We start from the raw sequence: 19,838 nt of genomic DNA on the forward strand, positions 1-19,838 counted from the left end.
GTGGGAGCGACCGAGTTGATGGTGCCCGCACTCGGCATCGGCACCGCGCCGCTCGGCTGGCTCTACGAGAGCGTCTCCGACGACGACGCGGTCGCGACGATCCGGGAGAGCGTGGCGCAGGGCATCGGCTACCTCGACACCGCGCCGCTCTACGGGCACGGCGTCGCGGAAGAACGGGTCGGCCGTGCGGTGCGCCCGTTCGCAGAACGTCCGATCATCTCCACCAAAGTCGGTCGCGTCGTGGTACCGGACGCGACCGCCCCCGAAGCCTTCCCCGGCGGACCGCACACCCGACTGGTGGAGGCCTGGGACGCGGGGGGCGTGGAGCGCTCGCTGGACGACAGTCTGCGCCGGATGGGGGTCGACGCGGTCGACATCGTCTACGTCCACGACCCGCACCACGTCGAGGCGGAAGTGCACCGCAGCACGTGGCCGGCCCTGCGGGATCTGCGCGCCGCGGGCATCGTGTCGGCGATCGGGTTCGGGCTCAACGACGTCGAGATGGCGCGGCGATTCGTCGATCGGCTCGACGTCGATGTCGTGATGATCGCCGGACGTTACAACCTGCTCGATACGACGGGCGCCGCACTCCTCGACGAGTGCCGGGAGGCGGGTACCTCGGTCGTTCCGGTAGGTGTGCTCAGCACCGGCATCCTCGCGAACGGCGACCCGGGTGGCCGCCACAAGTACAAGGCCGCTCCGTCCGAGATCGTCGAGAAGGTACGCGGGATCTCGGCGGTCTGCGCCGAGTACGAGACTCCGATATCCGCCGTCGCCCTGCAGTTCGCGCTCGCCCATCCCGCGGTGGCCTCGATCGTGGTCGGGATGAGGACACCAGACGAGGTGCGCGCCAATCGGGCGGCGGTGGACCACGACATTCCGTCGGAGTTGTGGGACGCCCTCAAGGAGCGGGAGCTGATCCCCGCGGAGCTGCCCACCGCCGCCCCCGCGAGCGAGGAACGAGGAGCGTGATGAGCGACCGACCGTGGCCGGCGCAGTTCGACCGGGACGGTCAGCGGGCCGCCTCCGGCAAGAACCCCGATCCCCGCGCGACCTTCCCGATCCGCCCGCGCCCCCTCGGGGAACGGCACGAACTCGCCGACTACCTGGATCGAATCGGCCCGCTCGTGATGCGCGACCAGGGGCTCGCGCATCCCTACCTCGTGCCGGGCGCGGTCTACGACTCGCTCTGGACATGGGACGCCTACTTCCTGGGGCTCGGTCTACTGCCCCAAGCCGAGACCCACTTCCGCGGCTCTCTGGAGAATCTGCTGGAGAACGTGCTCGACGACGGCCGGCCGCCGAGCCTGATCCGGGCGGACGGCACTGCGGAGCACGACCACGTCGCGCAGCCGCTTCACGCGCAGTGGGCGGTGTGCGCGTTCGAGGGCGACGCCGATACCATCCGGGCCTGGTGGTCGACGCTGGTGTCGATCCGCGGCTTCTTCGATCGCACCACGCGCGACCGGTTCGGGCTGTACGCCTGGGTCGACGGCTCGGGCACCGGGATCGACAACGATCCGGCGATCTACGGTCGTCCGGGCAGTCGCGTCGCGCTGGTCGACATGAACTGCTTCCACTACCGCGAGCTGCGGGCGATGGCGCGACTCGCGGCCGTCGCCGACCCCGAGGTCGCACCCGAGTGGGAGGCGCGCGCCGAGGAGCTCCGTGACGCGATCAACACCTACATGTGGGACCGCAGCACCGAACGGTATTGCCACGTCGACCTGACCGAACCCACCTGGCGCACCTACCAGGAGATCACCTGGGCCGTGCAATTGCAGGGGCACACCTGGGCGTGTCTGTTCCCCCTGTGGGCGGGGGTCGCGACGGGCGAGCAGGCTGATCGCCTGATCCGCCGATACGTGCTCGACAGCGATGAGTTCCTGTCCGGTGTCGGCATCCGCTCCAGCGCGAAGAGCCAAGGCTTCTTCAACAACGTCGCCATGAGCAATCCCTCGAACTGGCAGGGACCGGTGTGGGGGCTCCCGACGTTCCTGGTCTGCTACGGGCTGGCGCGCTACGGCTACACCGCGGAGGCGGATCGCATCGCCGGTCGCCTCGTCGGAGTGATGTGCGACGACATCGTCGCGAACGGCACCATCCACGAGTACTACGACTCGGAGACGGGCGCGCCCCTCATCAATCCCGACTTCATCAGCTGGAACATGCTCGGTCGCCGCATCCTCGCCGATCTGCGGACGCACGTCGACCCGACGTCGATCTGACCCGGCGTCCCGTCCCGGCCGCCCCTCGAACGAACAGGAACGTCTTTCTCTATGCACGACGAACGCAAGATCCTGGAACTGCGCATCCGCCGCATCCTCGTGGAGGTTCTGCGGCCCGCGGTGCACGCCCCCGCCCAGCGGTTGGAGGTCTCCGCCCACCATCTCGACGGGGAGCCGGTGCCCGCGTCGGAGGCCCTCGCCCGCGACTTCACCCCGTTCCAGGTGGGGGATCCGTGGGGCAACGCCTGGGGGACGACCTGGTTCCGGATGACGGCGCGGCCGCCGGCGAGCTGGGCCGGCTCGGTGCTCGAAGCGGTGATCGATCTCGGATTCACCGAGGGTCGTCCCGGGATGAGCGCCGAGGGGCTCGCCTACTCGGCGGAGGGATCTCCGCTCAAAGGGCTGCATCCGACGAACCGGTGGCTCCGCCTCACGGACGACTACGACGGGTCGGCGGAGCTGACCTTCTTCCTCGAGGCCGCCGGCAATCCGCACATCGAAGACGGCCTCGCGGCGCGCGAACTCGGCGCCGGTCTCGGCGCGGCGCCGATCTATCGACTGGCGGTCGCCGATGTCGCGGTGTTCCACCAGGAGGTCGCCGAGCTCGTGCTCGACATCGAGGTGCTCAGCGAGCTCATGGGCGAGCTGGCGGAGGCGGACCCGCGCCGCTGGGACGTCCTCTACGCCCTCAACCGCGCCGTCGCCGCCGTCGACCTCGAGGATGTCGTGGGCAGTGCGACCGCGGCCCGCGCCGAACTGCGCGACGTGATGAGGTCTCCCGCCGTCGCGTCGGCCCACGTGCTCACCGCCGTCGGTCACGCGCACATCGACACGGCGTGGCTCTGGCCGCTGCGCGAGACCGAACGCAAGGCGGTGCGCACGGCCTCGAACGCGCTCGACCTGATGCGCCGCGATCCCTCGTTCGTGTTCGTGATGTCGCAGGCGCAGCAGCTCGCGTGGATCAAGCAGAACCAGCCACAGCTCTTCCGCGACCTGCAGGAGAAGGCCGCGGAGGGCCAGTTCGTCCCGGTCGCCGGGATGTGGGTGGAGTCGGACACGAATCTGCCCGGCGGTGAAGCCCTCGCGCGGCAGTTCGTACACGGCAAGCGATTCGTGATGGAGGAGTTCGGGACCGAGCCGCGCGGGGCGTGGCTGCCGGACTCGTTCGGTTACTCCGGCGCCCTCCCGCAGATCATGGCCCTGTCGGGTTCCGAGTGGTTCATGTCGCAGAAGATCTCGTGGAACCGCACCGACGTCTTCCCGCACAGCACCTTCCTGTGGGAGGGGATCGACGGCACCCGGGTGTTCTCGCACATGCCGCCGGTCAACACCTACAACGGCAAGGTGACCGGCGAGGAGCTCGCCCGTGCCGTGCGCAACTTCCGGGAGAAGGGCAAGGCCCGGCATTCGCTGCTCCCGTTCGGGCACGGCAACGGCGGAGGAGGCCCGACCCGCGAGATGCTGGGCCGGGCACATCGCTTCGCCGACATCGAGGGCGCTCCGCGGGTGCGGATGGCGAGCCCGCAGCAGTTCTTCGACGACGCGGCGGCCGACCACGCGGATCCCCCGGTGTGGACCGGGGAGATGTACCTCGAGATGCACCGGGGCGTGTTCGCGTCGCATCTGTCGACGAAGCAGGGCAACCGTCGCGCGGAGCACCTGCTGCGAGCCGCCGAGATGTGGGCGACGACCGCAGCGGTCACGGCGGGCGCCCCGTATCCATACGACGATCTGGACGCCCTCTGGAAGCGGGTGCTGCTGTTCCAGTTCCATGACATCCTCCCGGGGTCGTCGATCGAGTGGGTGCACCGCGAGGTCGAGGAGGAGTACGCGGTGATCGCGGAGCGGCTCGAGGCGATGATCGCCGAATCCCTCCGTGTGCTCGCCGGCGAAGGAAACGTGCCCTTGGTGGCGCGGTCGGCCCCCCACGACGCGGCAGGCGCGACCTCGGCGGCGATCGACGCCGCGCCTCCGCGTGATGAGGCGGCGGTGACGATCGCGCCCCACGCGGGCGGCTACGTCCTCGACAACGGGATGCTGCGGGTGCGCATCGACGACGCCGGCCTCGTGCGGTCGGTCCTCCAAACGGCGACCGGACGTGAAGTGATCTCCCCGGAGTCGCCCGCGAACCTGCTCCAAGTGCATCCCGACGTTCCCGCGCAATGGGATGCGTGGGACATCGACCGCTACTACCGGGACTCGGTCGTCGAGCTCGACGCCGCGACCGAGGGGATGGAGCCGTTCGAGGACGGCGACCGGATCGGCATCCGCGTGCGCCGCCGCCATCACCGCAGCACGTTCGTGCAGACGGTCGCGCTGCGTCCGGGCGCCGAGCGGGTCGAGTTCGGTCTCGACGTGGACTGGCACGAGCGGCAGACCCTGGTGAAAGTGGCCTTCCCCTTCCCGTTGCGGGCGACGACCTCGAGCTCGGAGACCCAGTTCGGATTCATCGAGCGACCGATCCCCGAGAACACCAGTTGGGACTTCGAACGCTTCGAGATCTGTGCACACCGGTATCTGCAGATCCACGAGGGCGACGTCGGGGTCGCCCTGGTCAACGATTCGACCTACGGGCACGACGTGCGACGGACGGTGTCGCCGGCCGGTACGACCACGACCGTGCATCTGACGATCCTGCGCGGGCCGACCTTCCCCGACCCGCGAGCTGACGAGGGCACGCACTCGCTGACCTATTGGCTCGTGCCCTCCGCGCACCCGGCCGACGCGGTCGCGGCCGGCTACGCGATCAACAGCCCGAATCGCCCCCTGACCGGGGCTGGTCCGGTGGGGCCCCTCGTCACCTCGCACAACCCTGCCGTCGTGGTCGAAGCGCTCAAGTTCGCCGATGACCGCAGCGGTGATCTGATCGTGCGGCTGTACGAATCGACCGGAACCCGGCAGATGGCGAGTTTCGAGTGGGGGATCCCGGTCACGGAGGTCGTGGAGAACGATCTGCTCGAGCGTGACGTCGACGGGCGCCGCGTGCTCGGCGGCGAACCGTTCGCGTTCCGGCCCTTCCAGATCGTCACCCTGCGGCTCCGTCGCGCGATTTAGAGCCTCGAGTCTCCGCGCGCCGAGGCGACCACCGGACGGGGTTGATTCTGACTGTTCCCGAGACTACGTTGTAAATCGCCTATCGATAAACGATTAATGGGGATCGAGCGATGAAGCTGAATCGACGTGCAGGGTTCGTTCTGGGGGGCGTCCTGGCGGCGGCCACGGTCATGACGACGGTCGGAGTGCCGATCTCGGCACAGGCGACGGGAAGCGAGGTCGTCGCCGCGGCGTCTGCGTCGGCGGAGACGGTGACCGGTGACTTCTACGTCGCCCCGGACGGCGACGATCTCGATCCCGGAACCGAGGCGGCGCCCTTCCTCACCCTCGAGCGGGCGCAGACGGCGGTTCGGGCGGCGATTGCCGGAGGCATGACCGACGACGTGGTGGTGGTGCTGCGCGGCGGCGTCTACCGACCGTCGAGCACGCTGGTGTTCACGCCCGCGGACTCCGGACGCGACGGGCACCGGGTGCTGTGGCGCAACTACCCGGGTGAGCGTCCGGTGATCTCCGGTTCGATGCCCGTCACAGGCTGGGAGCCGTGGGGCGCGAACGGCATCTACCGGGCCTCGGTCGGGCTCGGCGCCGACCCGGTGTACGGACCGGACCTGCTCGCCGACGGCGGATTCGAGGAATCGGGCCTCGGCTGGGAGCTGGTCTACCCCGGCGGGGCCGCCAACAACGTCGGCAACCTGCTCGAGGTGAGTTCCGGCGAGGCCGCGGAGGGCGTGGCCAGTGCGCACATCGTGAAGATCGCGGGCCAGGCGGACGCCGCATTCACGCAGACCGTGGAGGTCGATCCCGCGGCGCTCTACCAGGTCGACCTCAAGGCACTGCTGCTCAGCGGTGCGATGGCGTATCGGCTGACCCAGCTCAACGCCGCCGGTCAGGTCCTCGGATTCACCAACATCACGCTCGGCACCGAGTACGACACCTGGGTCGACCTCACCTCCACGATCGGTCCGGCATCCACCGCGCCGACGGTGGCCTGGCTGAACGGCGTCACGCAACTCCGAGTGGAACTGGAGACGCGCCTCGAGCCGGGGAGCACCTATCGCGCGGCGGCGGGTGAGGCGTACTACGACGACGTCTCCGTCGCACGGATCCTCAACCCCGACGGCTACGTCGGTCCCGACTTCCACACCGTCTACGACGGGGAGGAGCGGGTGGTGGTCGCCCGCACCCCCAACGTCGACGATCGAGGGCGCAACCAGTACTTCCTGATCCCGGAGGGGATCCCGGTCGCCGATCGATTCCACTACGTGGGCGACGACGTTCCCATGGTCGACGATCCGAGCGGTCTGCAGACGAGTCTGTTCCCGAACGCGAACTGGAACGGCGGGCTCTACGACGTCAAGGACGTCGACTACGACGCGGGGATCGTGACGCTCGACACCCCGATCTACCTCAGCTCGATCGTGCGGGAGACCCGCTACTTCCTGCAGAACGACCTGTCGCTGCTCGACGCCGCGGGCGAGTACTACTTCGATCGCGACGAGGGGTACCTCTACTACAAGCCGTCGGGCGCCATCGCCGACGCCGCTGTCGAGGTCCCGACCCTCACCCGGGTGATCGAAGTCCGGGGCGACTCCCCGACAACGCTCGCGCGGGACATCACGTTCTCCGGACTCACCGTCATGAACTCGGACGCACCCGAGGAGATCTACCGCGTGCCGAACAACTACGTCGCCACGGAAACGAACCCGGATCCGGCGACCGTCTTCGTGAAGGATGCCGAGGGCATCGTCTTCGACGGTGGCCGGATCCTCAACTCCGGAGTCAACGGCATCAGCTTCAACGGAACGGCGATCGGATCCGCGATCCGGAACAGCGAGATCGCGAACACCGGGATGGCGGGTGTGCGGATCGCCGGGCCGGTGTATACGAGCTCCTACGTGAGCCGCGACAACGACATCTCGAACAACGACATCCACGACTCCGGGCAGCTCGCCGTGCACGACGCACCCGGCATCTTCGTCAGCGACACCGGTGACCTCACTGTCAGTCACAACCGGGTGGCGCACACCGCTCGCGGCGGGATCTCGGTGAACGGCAACCCTCCGCCGATCGGGCGCGAGATCGACGGCATCCTGGTCACCGCGGAGAACCAGGCAGACTTCGTGCATACCCTGAACGTGTCCGTCGACCACAACGACATCTCCGACGCGACATCCGACTGCTCGGACTGCGCGCCGATCTACCTCTGGGGCATCAACGGCGGCGGGATGGAGGTGGTCCATAACTGGGTGCACCACAGCGGATTCCGCGCCTGGCCCGGGCTCAACCACGGCGTCGGCGGCGTCTACCTCGACGGCAGCGATCTGAACTCCGATGTCCTCGTCGCCGACAACCTCTTCTCCAACCTGCAGAAGGCCGAAGACGGCTTCGACGGGTGGATCGACACCATGTTCGTCTCGAAGGCCCGAGCGAGATTCGACAACAACGTCCTCGTCGACTGCCCGAACACGCTCGGGGTGTTCTCCAACGGCACCGACATCTCGATCACTCACAACGTCGTGCAGAACTGCGGACGCAACGCCTACGTCTCCGACGGCGGCGCCGCGGTCGCGATCGGTGACGCGGACCTGAACCTCTTCCTGGCCGAGGGCGGCGTTCCCGAGGTCGAGGGTGTCGTCGGGGCAGCCGACCTGAACGAGTGGATCGCGCAGGGACAGTTCGATCAGCAGTCGCTGATCGCCGACGCCGACTTCGTCGAGGACGGTATGCACCCGTATCAGATGGCGTACGACTCTCCCGCGCGGTCGCTGGACATCCACGACATCGACACGACTTCGATCGGCCTGGCCGCGGATCATCCGTTCACCCGCGGGCAGCCGATGTCTCAGATCGCGCTCGGCACCGACCCGTCGGCCGGCGACGGCGCGGTACGAGTGGGCGTCGGCGAGTCGGTCGCGCTGACCGTCCTCGCTCGCGATGCCGACGGGTTCGTGGTCGATCCCGACTCCCTCGAATACGGGTCCGACACCCCGTCGGTCGCCACGGTGTCGGCGTCCGGCGTCGTCACCGGTGCGGGGGCCGGTCTCGCCGAGATCACGGCGACGGCCACACGCGACGGCGCCACCCTCGTCCGTCATGCGAGCGTGCTCGTGGATTTCGACACGGCTCTGCGTCGGGGGGTCCTACCCGGGCATCCCGTCGACCTGCTCCCGGAACTCCTGGCGCGTCTGGGTGTCGACCCGGGATCGGCGGAGGTCGGCTACTGCGATGTCGACGACTCGATCGTCACCGTCGACAGCGACGCCGGCGCGTGCACCGCTCCGTCTCCCGCGACACGGCTGGAACTCACCGGCGTCGAGTTCGGATCGACCGCGATCGACGTGCGTGTCCGAGAAGGCGACGACGTCATCCGACTCCTGCTGCTCGTGGAGGTCGTCCAGGATCGCCTCGCGTCGGTGTCGGTCGACCTCCCCGAGCGGGTGTCGGCGGGAACGAGCGCCCCGCTGGACCTGAGCGCGTCGCTGCTGAGCGGGGCCGACTTGGATCTGAGCGCTGCCGAGGTCGAGTACCTGTCCTCGGATGCCGGCGTCGCGACCGTCTCCGCCGACGGAGTGGTCTCAGTGCTCACGGTCGGCACCGTGACGGTCACCGCCCGGGTGACGTACGACGGGGTTTCGGTCGACGGAATCACGACCATCCGTAACCGGGATGCCCGCGCCCGGACCGACGGCGGCGACTACGACGCCAAGAGTTACCCTGTGCTCGACCTCAACGGGACCCAGATCAAGAACACCGGGCTCGGCGGATGGGCCGAGTACCGCAATGTCGACTTCGGGACCGGGGTGGACAGGGTCGACGTCGAGATCGGCGTGAACGCGAACAATGCCGGTCGTGCCGTCGAGTTCCGGCTCGACGCCGCCGACGGTCCCCTGATCGGCACCCTCACGGTCGCCAACACCGGAACCTTCAACGTCTACACGACGCAGTCGACCGAGATCGGCGGCGTGCGCGGTGTGCACGATCTGTACCTGGTCTTCCCGGGAACCGGGATCACCGCCGGGAACCTGCGCGCGTTCACGTTCGTCGGCGGAGTCCTCGACCACGTCGCGCCGGTCATCTCGACCGATCTGGAGGACGGTCAGTTCGTGGCCGGCACCCAGGATGTGCGCGTGACCGTCGTCGAGGAGAATCCCCTCGCGTACCACGCGCAGCTCTATACCCGGGACGGGGTGGCGGTTCCGGGCATCGCAGCCTATGCGTACAAGCCGCAGAGCGGTGAGCTCGTGATCCCGGAGGTCGATTGGGACGAGCTGCCGGACGGCAGCTACTACCTCCAGATGACCGCGCGCGACCAAGCCGACAACGTGTCGACGTCCCGGGTGGTCCTGCGCAGGGACAGCAGCCGGCCGTCGAGGTGACCGACATCGTCCTCCGTCACAGCAGGTGGATCTGAGCGATCGGGACGCCGCCTGAACGCCCATCCGGCGAACGAGTCAGCTGCGCCGGAGGGGCAGGTCGTGGGCCGCGAAGCGCTCTCCGATCTGCCGGAGCCCGGCGCTTCCCGGGTGCAGCCCATCGAGGAGCAGGTCGACGTCGTCGGTGCCGAGCAGCGTCAATCCGTCGAGATAGCTGAGGTTCGGGTCTCCCTGTGCGGTGCGCGCCGCGACGAGTTCCTCGAGCAGACGTCGGATGGCGACCAGGGTCAGTTGCCCGTCGCCGGGCGTGACCGGAAACCCGGCACTGCGCGCCACCCCGTCCGCCCCGAACACCGTGGGCCCGGGGGAGTCCTCGTGGGCGGGGCAGTGGATGGGCGACACCACGACGATCGGCGTCGTCGGGTGTCCCTCCCGCACGAGGTCGAGGAAGCCATGGACCGCCGGGACGAAACTCCGCTTGCGGAACGTGGCCCCGTTGACGACGTTGATGCCGATCTTGAGCGAGATCAGATCCGCGGGGGTATCGGCGATCGAACGCGCGACGAACGGGTCCAGGTGCGCCTGCCCCGCCAAACCGAAGTTCACGAGGTCGAGGCCGAGGCGTCGCGCAGCCACCACGGGCCAGACATCCGCGGGGGTGTCCGCCTCGCCGCCGTGGCTGATCGAGCTGCCGTAGTGCACCCAGCGAGGAGCGGTGGAGTTGGCCGTCTCGTGCAGGGCTGCATCGGCGGTCGCATACCGGAGCGTCGTGGCGTGCCGATGGGGCAGCCAGACCACCACCTTCCGCGGGACCGGGCTCTCCGGGAGGGGAATGCGCACGACGCACTCCCGCGACTCGGCGATCGGCTCGATCGGCACTTGGTCGCCCAACGCCAGGCTGCTGGTGGCGTCGTCGGGCAGGACCGGTCCGGTGAACGGCACGGTGATGACGACATCCGGATGCCCGTCGACGGCCGCCACGACGACCGGGTCGGGGCTCGCCACGGCCAAGTCGACAGTGAAACGGGTGAAGACGGCCTCGAGTTCGATCCAGCTCGCCGCCGTCTCCCATTCGAGCCGAACTCCCGATGTGTGGGCGGAGACACGATCCACCCACCCGGCGTTGCCGTACTGGGCGCGGGTCCAGTCGGGAAGCCGCCGGATGGCGACGCCCCGTTCATCCACGTTCACCGACATCGCGCCGCGGACCGCACCGGCAAGCACCTCGTTCACGGGTCACTTCTCCTTCGTCTGATCACGGTCCCGAACATCGGCCGTGCGAGACCCTCGTTTGCTCGGGAATGGGGAAACCATTAGATTGAGTCTATCGATAACCGATAACGGAGGAATGCGATGACGCTGCCCGCGATGGGCGACGCCCGATGAGGTTCGCGCGACTCGGTGACCCGGGGGCGGAGATCCCCGTCGTCGACGACGAGGGGTCGACCTTCGATCTGCGCCCCCTCACCGCCGACATCGACGCCGACTTCCTGGCCGCCGATCCAGCGACGGAGGTGCGCCGAGCGTTGCACGACCGGATTCTGGATCCCGTGTCCGCCGGGATGCGGTTCGGTCCGCCGATAGCTCGCCCGGGAAAGATCGTCTGCATCGGCCTCAACTATCGGGACCACGCCGAAGAGACGGGAGCCAGCATCCCGAGTGAGCCCATCGTCTTCCTCAAAGACCCCTCGACGATCGTCGGTCCGTTCGACGACGTGCGCATCCCGCGCCGCTCGACGAAGACCGACTGGGAGGTGGAGCTCGGCGTGGTGATCGGGCGGACCGCGCGGTACCTCGACAGCGTCGAGGCGGCGGCAGAGGCGATCAGTGGCTACGTGCTCTCGCACGACGTCTCGGAGCGCGAGTTCCAACTCGAGCGCGGCGGGCAGTGGGACAAAGGGAAGAGCTGCGAGACCTTCAACCCGTTGGGGCCCTATCTCGTGCCGGCGCGCGAGATGCCCGACCCGCAGTCGTTGGCCATGCGACTCGATGTCAACGGCATCCGTCGTCAGGACGGCACCACCGCCGACATGATCTTCCCCGTCGTCGAGATCGTGCGGTATCTGTCGCAGTTCATGGTCCTGCACCCCGGAGACTTGATCAACACCGGAACCCCGGCCGGCGTCGCGCTCGGCGACCCCGCGGCGACCTACCTTCGGCCCGGCGACGTCGTCGACCTTGAGATCGAGCACCTCGGTTCAGCCCGTCAACGGTGCGTCGCCGCATGAGCGACTTCGCTGGTCTGGTCGTCGTCGTGACCGGCGGGGCTTCGGGCATCGGTCTCGCGACGGCGCGAGCCTTCTCCGAAGCCGGAGCGCAGGTCGCGGTGCTGGATCTCGCGCCGGATTCGGTCGAATCTCCGCTGATCGGCTTCACCGCCGATGTGCGGAACCGCGAGTTGCTCACCGCGGCCATCGACGCCGTCGCGGCCCGCTTCGGCCGAATTGACGTGCTCGTCAACAATGCCGGTGTCTCGGCGATCGGCACCGTCGAAGACTCCAGCGACGCCGAGTGGCAGCGCGTGCTCGACATCAACGTCGTCGGGATGGCGCGTGCGAGCGCCGCCGCCTTGCCCCACCTCCGCCGATCCCCTGCGGCGTCGATCATCAACGTGTCGTCGATCGCCGCGCGCAACGGGCTGCCGGATCGGGCGCTGTACTCGGCGTCGAAAGGCGCGGTGCTCGCGCTGACCTTCGCGATGGCGACGGATCACGTGCGCGAGGGCATCCGGGTGAATGCGGTCTCGCCCGCCACTGTTGCGACCCCCTTCGTTGAGGGCTACCTTCAGCAGTTCGACGACCCCGTGGCGGAGCGTGCCGCCCTCGACGCGCGTCAGGCCACCGGCCGCATGGTCACCCCGGAGGAAGTCGCGCGCGCAATCATGTATCTCGCGTCACCATCGTCGGGCTCGACCACCGGAACCTCCCTCGACGTCGACGCCGGCGTGACGCACTTGCGCATGCGTCCGGTCGGCTGAGATGCCATCCGATCGACGCGGCAGCTAGGCGGCCGGCAGCGGCTCCAGCCGCATCGCCGCCCGTCCTCCCGCCTTCAGGAGCACGAACACCTCCTCGGTGAGGCGGGCGCGCGACAGCGACACCCGGCCCGCGTACGCGCCGGGCTCCCCGTCGACCGCACGGAGGATGTGGCCATCGACCCAGACCTCTGCGGGACCGACCCCCGCCGTCCGCACTTCGATCTCCCACTGACGCACGCCACGGGCGATCGACACCGAGAACGCGGGATCCGCATCGGCGGGCTCCCCCCGCTCCCCCGCCTCGACGACATTGCTCGGCAGGCTCGGGGTCAGGAACGCGCCGCCCTCCCGTCGCCGGGTCGCGCGCTCGTAGGCGCTCGCGACGTCGAGGAGACGGTCATCGGTGTAGGCGGCGCCCGCGAAGGTCAACCCGACCGGCATCTGGATGTCCGACATGAAGCCCATCGGCACCGTGACGCTCGGGATGCCGAGGTGCCGCAGCACCCGGTTCGTCGTCGAGTACACGACGCCGTTGCGCGACGCGGCCTCGAGACTCTCGGGTCGCGTGAAGAGGTCGTCGCGCCCGACGTCGCCCGCCGCGGGGAACACGACGAGGTCCAGTCGCTCGGCGCGCATCCATTCCTCGAAATCGACCCGCCGCGCCTCCTCGAGGCCGGTGAGCAGGTGCGCGAGCTCCGGGATCTCGTCGTACTCCGCGGGCAGCCCCTGCTTCACGAGCTCCGCCAGCCGCTGCCAGTCGAATCCGCCGCGGGCCCGCGTGATCCACACCGGAACGGGTGCATCCTCCGCCGGGAACACCGTGTCGCCGTCGACGTCCGCCCAGCTCGACAGCAGCGGGTCGCCGTTGTCGCGCAGGAACTGGTCGAGCGCCATCGCCGTGATGGTGCTGCCCTCGAGCGCCCTCCACACGGCGGGCACGAGACCGCGCGCCACGAGCCCCTCCGCGTCGGGGAGGCTCTCCTCGTAGTTCGTCTGAACCGGGAAGTCGACCTCGACGACCTCCGCTCCGAGAGCGCGCAGGTCGCCGGCGGCCCGGTCCCAGAGTCGCCGCACCGACGCCCGGATGACGGGCGGATCGGGCATCCGGTCGTCATCGCCGATGAACATCCGCGGCACACCGATGCGCACCCCGTCGAGTCGCTCCGGGCGAGGCCGGACGAGCGGCGCGGGCAGCACCGACTCCGGGGACGGCAGCTCGACGGTGCTCTGCTGGCGCCAGAAGTCGCCACGGCGCACCGGATCCGTCACGGCCAGCACCTCGAGCAGCGGCAGGAGGTCGTCGACCGCGCGGGTATGCGGGACGACCACGTCGCAGCTCGGGCGAAGCGGCCAGTTGCCGCGGATCGAGAGCACCCCACGGGAGGGCGTGTAGGCGACGAGGGCGTTGTTGGATGCCGGGGAGCGTCCGGACGACACCGTCTCCTCCGCCATCCCGAAGGCGCACATGCTGGCGGCGGTCGCCGTGCCCGAGCCGTTCGACGATCCGGAACCGTAGGCGGCGGTGAGGTACTGCGGGTTGTACGGGCTGCGCGCGTAGTCGTAGACGCCGGGCTGCACTCCGCCCGCCGCCATGGGCGGCATGTTGGTCTTGCCGAGCAGCACCGCACCGGCGGCGCGCAACTGGGCGACCGTCGCGGCATCCTCGGTGGCGACGAGATCCGCAAGCGCCGGCGATCCGGACGCCACCGTCAGCCCGGCCACCTTGTAGCTGTCCTTGACGGTGAACGGGATGCCCTCGAGCGGCCCGGCGGTGCCCGCCCGGCGCCGGGCGTCGGATGCGGCGGCCTCTGCAAGGCAGTCCGGGTTGAGCACGGCGATCGCGTGCAGGCACAGTCCGGTGCGGTCGTAGTACGCGATGCGGTTGAGGTACGCGCACATCAGGTCGACGCTCGTGACCTCGCCGGCATCCAGCGCGGCGAGCAGCCGCGGCACCCCGGCCTCCACGACATCCAACCCGACCATCCCGCAGCCCTTCTCTCGTGAGACCATCTTCCACCCCGCGCCGCCCGGTGCCCCGGACGACGAAGACGGCCGGGGGCGCTGCGCCCGCGGGCGTCGGGACGGCGGTCTTCCTCGCGGGCGCGGCCGGCCGGCGGCTACCAGTCGGAGCCGCCGCCGGAGCCGGAGTCGAAGTCGCCGCCTCCGAAGTCCGAGCCTCCGCCCGAGTCGAAGCCGCCGCCACCGGAGTCGTAGCCCGAGTCGTATCCGGAGTCGTACCCGCCGCCTCCGCCTCCGCCGCCCGATCCGATGCCGATCCAGAACATCATCACGACGACGACGATGACGATCACGAGGCCCGCCACGGGGAAGCCGGTGCGGCGCAGCCGGGAGGGCGACCCGCGGAACGAGCGCGTGCTGCTCGAACTGCTGCCGGACGCACGCGACCCGGTGCGGATGGTGTTGGTGGCCTTGTTGCCGAGGTAGGTGTCGACGAGGGCGTCCGCGCCCGCCTCGATGCCGGCCACGAAGTCGCCGCCGCGGAACTTCGGCACCATCGCCGCCTTGACGACCGCGTCGATGTCGCCACCGCTCAGGTAGGTCGAGACGCCGTTGCCGGCCTGCACCTGGATGCGGCGCGGCGAGCGCACGAGCAGGATGTAGATGCCGTTGTCGGTCGCGTCGTCACCGACGCCCAGTTCCTGCGCGCGCCGGCGCGCGTAGTACTCCACGTTCTCGGTGATCGTGTTGACCGTCTCGACCACGACCACGATGTCGTGCTCCGTGCGGATGCCGTGCAGGTGCGCGGCCACCACCTGCTGCTGGTCGTAGGTCAGCATGTCGGCGGTGTCGACGACGTTCTCGCCCGCCTGCTGCACATCCGGGGAGTCGACGACGATCATCGCGGGGTCGTCTGCACGGAACGTGGACCGACAGAAGTCGCAGTGCCAGACGCCGTCGGTGTCCTGGTGCAGCTGCGTCGACCCGCAGTTCACGCAGCGCTGGGGCGCGAGTGGTGGTTGCGAGCCGTCGTCGACGGGAGGGTCGCTCGGCGGCTCCCCGGGTGCGCTCAGAACTCGTCCTCGTCGTCGTCCTCGCCGACGTCGATCGCACCGACGTCGGCCAGATCCTCGATCCAGAGGTCCTCGTCGGCGCGCAGGGTCTGCCACGCCGCGTAGCCGACGGCGGCGACCGCGACGACGCCGAGCCCGATGAGGATGAAGGTGCCGGGCCCGGGGCCCTTCTTGGGCTGCGCGATCGGGACGATCTTGCCCCCGGAGCGGGCCGCGGAGCGCACGACCTCGCGCACGCGCGGATCACGCACGGCCTCGATGACCGCGATCGCCGATCCGACCGCGCCCGACAGCGCGGGGATGACATCCCCGACGACCTTGTCCTTCACCGCTCCGCTCGCGGTGCGCGCCCCGGCGATGCCCGTCGCGACGACCGGCTGCACGTGGTCGCTGTACACGCCGGCGACGCGGGGTGCGACCTCCTCGCGGGAGAGCGCGCGAGCCTGGCGGGTGGCCTCCCGCAGCACGTAGCTGGCCTGGTCGAGCGCCTCGCGCTGCTGATCCCAGAGATCATCGGCCGAGCGCTTGAGCTTCTTCAGCTCCTTCTGACGCGTGCGGGACAGTGCCATGACGACCTCCGTTGCGGCTCGGCGTCCTCCCATCCTGCCATGGGGCCCGTGTGAAACAATGGGCGAATGCCACTTCCCACCGCCGTCGCGACCATCCACACGACTCTGGGCGACATCACCGTCAACCTCTTCGGCAACCACGCGCCCGTCACCGTCGACAACTTCGTCGGTCTCGCGACCGGCGCGAAGGAGTGGAAGCACCCGGGCACGGGAGAGGTGTCGACCGCACCGCTCTACGACGGCGTCATCTTCCACCGCATCATCAAGGACTTCATGCTGCAGGGCGGCGACCCGCTCGGCCAGGGCATCGGCGGTCCGGGCTACCAGTTCGACGACGAGATCCACCCGGAGCTCGTCTTCAGCACCCCGTACCTGCTCGCCATGGCGAACGCCGGCACGCAGATGGGCCGCGGCACCAACGGGTCGCAGTTCTTCATCACGACGGTGCCGACGCCCTGGCTCAACGGCAAGCACACCATCTTCGGCGAGGTGGCCGACGAGTCCTCGAAGCGCGTCGTCGACGCGATCGAGGCCGTTCCCACCGACGGGCGCGACAAGCCGCTCGAGGATGTCGTGATCACCGGCATCGACGTCGAGGCCCGGTGAGCTCACCTCGCTTCGGCGAGCAGATCGAGGACGACCCGTCCGTCTGCTACCGCCATCCGGATCGGCAGAGCTGGGTGCTCTGCCAGCGCTGCGGCCGCACCATCTGCCCGGAGTGCCAGATCCTCGCGCCGGTCGGCGTGCAGTGCCCGGACTGCGTCCGGGAGGCCGGCGGGTCCGCCCAGTGGACCCCCACCCACACCAAACCCGCGCGCAAGCGCGCGGCCGCCCGGCGCACCCCGGCCGCGTCGACCGGATCCGGGTTCTCCGGATGGGTGACCGGCCTGCTGCGCCCGGGCGGCGAGTCGCCGCCGCTCAGCTGGGTGTTCGCGGGCACGGCGGTGCTGCTGTGGCTCGTCGGGTTGTTCACCGCGAACCTGCCCTTCGTGCTGCTCGCCGCCTACCCCGGCGCGGGCTGGCAGCTGTGGCGCTTCCTGACGTTCCCCTTCGCCTACTACGCGGCGTTCTCGCTGTCGGGGATCCTGCTCTTCGCGATCAGCATCTTCTTCTGGCTGCTGTTCGCGCCGTCGGTGGAACGCAACTTCGGACGCACCCGCTTCCTCACCGTGTTCTTCGCGGCGTCGGTCTTCGGCGCATCCGCCCAGCTCATCTTCGGCGGCCTGGCTTCGGGCCTCGGCGCCGGCCTGTTCGGCCTGCTCGGGTCGTACGCGGTGCTCATGTGGTCGTACCCGCCGGCGCGGATGCAGATCCTCGTCGTGCTGGCGATCAACCTCGTGATCAACCTCGCCCTGGGAGGCGGTTCGCTGCCGCTCATCATCGGCGGCCTGCTCGCGGGTGCGGGGTCGACGTATCTGCTGCAGTTCTACGACGACCGGGCCCGCTCGAAGCCGTCGACGCCGTACCTGATCATCGCCGCGGGGGCGATCGCGCTGGCGGCGGTCGCCGTCGTCGTCAACCTCGGCTAGTCGCGGAGCGCGGGGCGTCCGGCCCGGTTGTCCACAGCTGCGTCCACAGTGTGGACAGAATCACACGCGTGTAATTAGCGCTCAGCGCCACCGGGTCGTCATCAGGAAGCCGACGAACATGATGCCGAAGCCGATGAGGATGTTGCCCGCGCCGAGCTGCGGGATCGGAAGCGAGTTCTGGCTCACGTAGAAGACGATGATCCAGGCGAGGCCGATGAGCATGAAGCCGAACATGACCGGCTTGAACCACACCGGGTTCGGGGCGTCCTCGCCCTTCGCGGTCTCCTGCGCGGCCGGCTTGGTACGGGTCTTGGGACGGGCCATGCCGAGAATCATAGCCTGGCCGTCCGGGGAACCCGGCGAGAGCGCCCGGTGGGGGGCACGTAGAATCGGTGCATGAGCGCCGGGCCCGAGACCGCGCCGTCGGTCCCCGCCGTGGACGGCGGGCGACGGTCGCGGCGCGAGCACGAGCGGCGGCGGGCACGCCGCGGGCGCCGCACCTCCGTGGTCGGTGTGCTCGGTGAGCTGCTCATCACGGCGGGGCTGGTCGTGCTGCTCTACATCGTCTGGCAGCTCTGGATCAGCGAGTACCTGGTCGGCAACGAGGTCAAGCAGCAGGCGGGTCAGCTGAGCCAGGAGTGGAACGAGCAGGCGCAGGAGACCCCGACGCCGTCGGCCACCCCCAGCCCCTCGACGAGCGCCACCCCCGAGCCGTCCGAGGATCCGGAGCCGGTGGACACCGTGATCCCGGTCGGCACCGCGCCGGCCGTCGACAAGAACTTCGCCATCCTGATGGTGCCGCGGTGGGGCTCCGACTACGCCCGCACCATCGCCGAAGGCGTCGGCACCGCCGACGTGCTCGACAAGGGCAAGCTCGGGCACTACCCCTCCACCCAGATGCCCGGCGCGGTCGGCAACTTCGCCATCGCGGCCCATCGGATGGGTCACGGCGGTTCGCTGCACCACATCAACGAACTGCAGCTCGGCGACCACATCTTCGTCGAGACCGCCGATGGCTGGTACCAGTACAGCTTCCGCAATCTCGAGTACGTGCACCCGACCGGGGTCGGGGTGCTCGACGCGGTTCCCCAGTCGCCCGAGACCCCCGCGACCGAGCGCTACATCACCCTGACGAGCTGCAATCCGCAGTACACCTCGCGCGAGCGCATCATCGCCTACGGTGTCTTCGACCGGTTCTATCCCCGCGACCCGTCCGCACCCGACAAGGGCGCCCCGGCGGAGATCGCCGCGACCGTGAACGGAGCAGGCTGATGTACGGAGCCCTGTGGCGCGTGCTCCCCGGACCCTGGTGGGTGCGGGTGCTGATCCTGCTCGTCCTGCTGGTCGCCGTGCTCGCCGCTCTCATATTCTGGGTGTTCCCCTGGGTGGAGCAGTTCGTGGCGGTGCAGGAAGTGACGGTGGAGCAGTGACCCGCGTACTCGTCGTCGACAACTACGACTCCTTCGTCTACACGCTCAACGGCTACCTGCTGCAGCTCGGGGCCGAGACCGACGTCGTCCGGAACGACGCCTTCGCCGCCGAGGACGCGGCCGGCCGGATCGCCGAGTACGACGCGGTGCTGCTCTCACCCGGTCCGGGGACCCCGGCCGACGCGGGGGTGTCCATCCCGATCGTGCACGCCGCGCTCGCAGCGGGTTCGCCTCTGCTGGGGGTCTGCCTCGGACACCAGGCGATCGCCGAGGCGCTCGGCGCCACCGTGACCCACGCCGACGAGCTCATGCACGGGAAGACCTCGCTCATCCGACACGACGACTCCGACTTCTTCACCGGCGTGCCGCAACCGTTCCGCGCCACGCGGTACCACTCGCTCGCCGTCGTCGACGGCACGGTGCCCGGCGAGCTCGAGGTGACCGCACGCACCGACGGCGGCATCATCATGGGCCTGCGCCACCGCGAGGCTCCCGTCTTCGGGGTGCAGTTCCACCCCGAATCGGTGCTTACCGAGGGCGGCTACCGGATGCTGGGCAACTGGCTCGCGACCACCGGGCTCCCGGAGGCTGCGGAGCGTGCGGTCTCGCTGAGCCCGCTCGTCAAGCTCGGCTGAGGTCGGCCGGG

General features: G+C 69.4%; 16 protein-coding genes. 11 read left to right on the top strand and 5 right to left on the bottom strand.

All coding sequences use genetic code 11. From position 1 onward, the window contains the following. The first annotated feature begins 18 nt into the window (after window positions 1-18). From NUH29_RS11125 to NUH29_RS11140, 4 genes are all read left to right on the top strand, one after another. Window positions 19-972: an aldo/keto reductase gene (locus NUH29_RS11125; RefSeq protein WP_258799193.1), complete on the top strand. Its 954-nt coding sequence runs from the start codon at window positions 19-21 to the stop codon at window positions 970-972. Next, window positions 972-2,228 (top strand): amylo-alpha-1,6-glucosidase, encoded by a 1,257-nt coding sequence (locus tag NUH29_RS11130; protein WP_258799194.1) that lies wholly within the window; start codon window positions 972-974, stop codon window positions 2,226-2,228. Before NUH29_RS11125 ends, NUH29_RS11130 begins: the two co-directional genes overlap by 1 nt. 51 nt (window positions 2,229-2,279) lie before the next feature. Then, complete coding sequence (locus NUH29_RS11135) at window positions 2,280-5,282, top strand: alpha-mannosidase (RefSeq protein ID WP_258799196.1); 3,003 nt, start codon at window positions 2,280-2,282, stop codon at window positions 5,280-5,282. 170 nt (window positions 5,283-5,452) lie between these two features. Further along, on the top strand, window positions 5,453-9,658 hold the full coding sequence (locus tag NUH29_RS11140; RefSeq protein ID WP_258799199.1) for a carbohydrate-binding protein: 4,206 nt from the start codon (window positions 5,453-5,455) through the stop codon (window positions 9,656-9,658). A 75-nt stretch (window positions 9,659-9,733) separates the two neighbouring features. Here NUH29_RS11140 and NUH29_RS11145 read toward each other — a convergent pair whose 3' ends face one another. Next, window positions 9,734-10,888, bottom strand: a complete 1,155-nt coding sequence (locus NUH29_RS11145; RefSeq protein WP_258799201.1) for an SGNH/GDSL hydrolase family protein — start codon at window positions 10,886-10,888, stop codon at window positions 9,734-9,736. A gap of 149 nt (window positions 10,889-11,037) precedes the next feature. Between NUH29_RS11145 and NUH29_RS11150 the strand changes: the two genes are divergently transcribed. Continuing rightward, entirely contained in the window at window positions 11,038-11,883 is an 846-nt protein-coding gene (locus NUH29_RS11150; protein WP_258799203.1) for a fumarylacetoacetate hydrolase family protein, read from the top strand. After that, a complete protein-coding gene (locus NUH29_RS11155; protein WP_258799205.1) occupies window positions 11,880-12,632 on the top strand; it encodes an SDR family NAD(P)-dependent oxidoreductase in 753 nt (250 codons plus the stop codon). The genes NUH29_RS11150 and NUH29_RS11155 overlap by 4 nt, the downstream gene beginning before the upstream one ends. A 24-nt stretch (window positions 12,633-12,656) precedes the next feature. On the opposite strand, the gene NUH29_RS11160 is transcribed toward NUH29_RS11155, so the two are convergent. From NUH29_RS11160 to NUH29_RS11170, 3 genes are all read right to left on the bottom strand, one after another. After that, the gene (locus NUH29_RS11160) at window positions 12,657-14,615 is read right to left on the bottom strand and encodes an amidase (protein ID WP_308445771.1); all 1,959 of its coding nucleotides are present in this window, start codon (window positions 14,613-14,615) and stop codon (window positions 12,657-12,659) included. Window positions 14,616-14,749: 134 nt separating this feature from the next. Beyond that, window positions 14,750-15,586 (bottom strand): TPM domain-containing protein, encoded by an 837-nt coding sequence (locus tag NUH29_RS11165; protein WP_258799206.1) that lies wholly within the window; start codon window positions 15,584-15,586, stop codon window positions 14,750-14,752. A 74-nt stretch (window positions 15,587-15,660) separates the two neighbouring features. Beyond that, complete coding sequence (locus NUH29_RS11170) at window positions 15,661-16,233, bottom strand: hypothetical protein (protein WP_258799207.1); 573 nt, start codon at window positions 16,231-16,233, stop codon at window positions 15,661-15,663. A 66-nt stretch (window positions 16,234-16,299) separates the two neighbouring features. Here NUH29_RS11170 and NUH29_RS11175 point away from each other — a divergent pair, with 66 nt between their 5' ends. Continuing rightward, the gene (locus NUH29_RS11175) at window positions 16,300-16,839 is read left to right on the top strand and encodes a peptidylprolyl isomerase (RefSeq protein ID WP_258799208.1); all 540 of its coding nucleotides are present in this window, start codon (window positions 16,300-16,302) and stop codon (window positions 16,837-16,839) included. Then, window positions 16,836-17,762, top strand: a complete 927-nt coding sequence (locus NUH29_RS11180; protein ID WP_258799209.1) for a rhomboid family intramembrane serine protease — start codon at window positions 16,836-16,838, stop codon at window positions 17,760-17,762. Before NUH29_RS11175 ends, NUH29_RS11180 begins: the two co-directional genes overlap by 4 nt. 81 nt (window positions 17,763-17,843) lie before the next feature. Here the strand turns inward: NUH29_RS11180 and NUH29_RS11185 are convergent, their stop codons facing one another. Then, window positions 17,844-18,086: a cell division protein CrgA gene (locus NUH29_RS11185; RefSeq protein ID WP_258799210.1), complete on the bottom strand. Its 243-nt coding sequence runs from the start codon at window positions 18,084-18,086 to the stop codon at window positions 17,844-17,846. A 72-nt stretch (window positions 18,087-18,158) separates the two neighbouring features. On the opposite strand from NUH29_RS11185, the gene NUH29_RS11190 reads away from it, so the two are divergent. Genes NUH29_RS11190 through NUH29_RS11200 form a run of 3 tightly spaced genes read left to right on the top strand, consistent with a single transcriptional unit; the run spans window position 18,159 to window position 19,827 of the window. Further along, a complete protein-coding gene (locus NUH29_RS11190; RefSeq protein WP_258799211.1) occupies window positions 18,159-19,034 on the top strand; it encodes a class E sortase in 876 nt (291 codons plus the stop codon). Next, window positions 19,034-19,192 (top strand): hypothetical protein, encoded by a 159-nt coding sequence (locus NUH29_RS11195; RefSeq protein ID WP_258799212.1) that lies wholly within the window; start codon window positions 19,034-19,036, stop codon window positions 19,190-19,192. Before NUH29_RS11190 ends, NUH29_RS11195 begins: the two co-directional genes overlap by 1 nt. After that, window positions 19,189-19,827 carry an anthranilate synthase component II gene (locus NUH29_RS11200; RefSeq protein WP_258799214.1) on the top strand — a complete coding sequence of 213 codons (639 nt, stop codon included), beginning with the start codon at window positions 19,189-19,191 and terminating at the stop codon, window positions 19,825-19,827. Before NUH29_RS11195 ends, NUH29_RS11200 begins: the two co-directional genes overlap by 4 nt. Window positions 19,828-19,838: the final 11 nt, after the last annotated feature.

The organism is Protaetiibacter mangrovi (assembly GCF_024752305.1).
Lineage (GTDB): Bacteria > Actinomycetota > Actinomycetes > Actinomycetales > Microbacteriaceae > Homoserinibacter > Homoserinibacter mangrovi.

Bases quoted from the DNA above. Each gene is read 5' to 3' on its own strand.
- NUH29_RS11125 (WP_258799193.1), top strand. From the start codon at position 19: ATGGTGCCCGCACTCGGCATCGGCACCGCGCCGCTCGGCTGGCTCTAC.
- NUH29_RS11130 (WP_258799194.1), top strand. From the start codon at position 972: ATGAGCGACCGACCGTGGCCGGCGCAGTTCGACCGGGACGGTCAGCGG.
- NUH29_RS11135 (WP_258799196.1), top strand. From the start codon at position 2,280: ATGCACGACGAACGCAAGATCCTGGAACTGCGCATCCGCCGCATCCTC.
- NUH29_RS11140 (WP_258799199.1), top strand. From the start codon at position 5,453: ATGACGACGGTCGGAGTGCCGATCTCGGCACAGGCGACGGGAAGCGAG.
- NUH29_RS11150 (WP_258799203.1), top strand. From the start codon at position 11,038: ATGAGGTTCGCGCGACTCGGTGACCCGGGGGCGGAGATCCCCGTCGTC.
- NUH29_RS11155 (WP_258799205.1), top strand. From the start codon at position 11,880: ATGAGCGACTTCGCTGGTCTGGTCGTCGTCGTGACCGGCGGGGCTTCG.
- NUH29_RS11160 (WP_308445771.1), bottom strand. From the start codon at position 14,615: ATGGTCGGGTTGGATGTCGTGGAGGCCGGGGTGCCGCGGCTGCTCGCC.
- NUH29_RS11170 (WP_258799207.1), bottom strand. From the start codon at position 16,233: ATGGCACTGTCCCGCACGCGTCAGAAGGAGCTGAAGAAGCTCAAGCGC.
- NUH29_RS11175 (WP_258799208.1), top strand. From the start codon at position 16,300: ATGCCACTTCCCACCGCCGTCGCGACCATCCACACGACTCTGGGCGAC.
- NUH29_RS11185 (WP_258799210.1), bottom strand. From the start codon at position 18,086: ATGGCCCGTCCCAAGACCCGTACCAAGCCGGCCGCGCAGGAGACCGCG.
- NUH29_RS11190 (WP_258799211.1), top strand. From the start codon at position 18,159: ATGAGCGCCGGGCCCGAGACCGCGCCGTCGGTCCCCGCCGTGGACGGC.
- NUH29_RS11195 (WP_258799212.1), top strand. From the start codon at position 19,034: ATGTACGGAGCCCTGTGGCGCGTGCTCCCCGGACCCTGGTGGGTGCGG.